This window comes from Rhodococcus sp. Eu-32 (assembly GCF_003336925.1).
Lineage (GTDB): Bacteria > Actinomycetota > Actinomycetes > Mycobacteriales > Mycobacteriaceae > Rhodococcoides > Rhodococcoides kyotonensis_B.
The window spans coordinates 1-1,304 of the sequence record NZ_QGNK01000049.1 but is presented as its reverse complement, the minus strand read 5'-3'; the positions used below and the strand labels follow the sequence as shown (position 1 = coordinate 1,304).

The following is a 1,304-nucleotide window of genomic DNA, read 5'->3' as shown; positions in this document are numbered from 1 at the left end:
CCGTGGCTGGGGTCGAGCCAGCGGCTGGTGATGGCTTTGCCGCGGGTGAAGAAGTGGATGCCTTCGGTGCCGTGGGCGTGGGTGTCGCCGAAGAGGCTGTTCTTCCAGCCGCCGAAGCTGTAGTAGGCCATGGGGACGGGGATGGGGACGTTGATGCCGACCATGCCGACCTCGACTTCGTTTTGGAACCTGCGGGCTGCGCCGCCGTCGTTGGTGAAGATGGCGGTGCCGTTGCCGTAGGGGTTGTCGTTGATCAGTTGGAGGGCTTCGTCGTAGCTGTCGACGCGGACGACGGACAGGACGGGTCCGAAGATTTCGTCGGTGTAGATCGACATGTCGGTGGTGACGTTGTCGATCAGTGTCGGTCCGAGCCAGAATCCGTCCTTGCCGCCGTCGGGCTGGACTTGGCGGCCGTCGACGACGATGGTGGCGCCTGCTGCTTCGCCTGCGTCGACGTAGGAGGCGACTTTGTCGCGGTGCGCCTGGGTGACGAGGGGGCCCATGTCGGAGTTCTTGGTGCCGTCGCCGGTGACGAGGGGGGTGGTGCGTTCGACGATTTTCGCGACGAGGTCGTCGGCGATGTCGCCGACGGCGACGAGTGCGGAGATGGCCATGCAGCGTTCGCCTGCGGAGCCGAAGCCGGCGTTGACCATGGCGTCGGCGGCGAGGTCGAGGTCGGCGTCGGGTAGGACGATGGCGTGGTTCTTCGCGCCACCCAAAGCTTGGACGCGTTTACCGTTCGCGGTGCCGGTGGAGTACACGTATTGGGCGATGGGGGTGGAGCCGACGAAGGAGATCGCTTTGATCTTCTTGTTCTCGAGGAGTTCGTCGACGGCGAGCTTGTCGCCTTGGAGGACGTTGAACACGCCTGCGGGTAGTCCTGCTTCGGCCCAGAGGTTCGCGATCCAGATGGAGGCGGTGGGGTCTTTTTCCGACGGCTTGAGTACGACGGTGTTGCCGGCGGCGATGGCGACGGGGAAGAACCACATCGGGACCATGGCGGGGAAGTTGAAGGGGGAGATGATGCCGACGGGGCCGAGGGGTTGGCGGATGGAGTAGACGTCGACCTTGGTGGAGGCGTTCTCGGTGAAGCCGCCCTTGAGTAGGTGGGGGATGCCGCAGGCGAATTCGACGACTTCCTGGCCGCGGGAGATTTCACCCAATGCGTCGGAGAGTACTTTGCCGTGTTCGGCGGTGATGATTTCCGCCAACTCGCCCTTGCGTTCGTTCAAGAGTTCGCGGAATTTGAACAGGACCTGTACGCGCTTGGCGAGGGAGGTGTCGCGCCAGGCGGGGAACGCGGC

Annotated in this window: 1 protein-coding gene; it reads right to left on the bottom strand. The window is 64.3% G+C overall.

Annotated features, from left to right (window positions below; all coding sequences use genetic code 11):
* The coding region (locus DK926_RS26230) for a CoA-acylating methylmalonate-semialdehyde dehydrogenase (RefSeq protein WP_114332828.1) at positions 1 to 1,304 on the bottom strand (1,304 nt) is incomplete at both ends.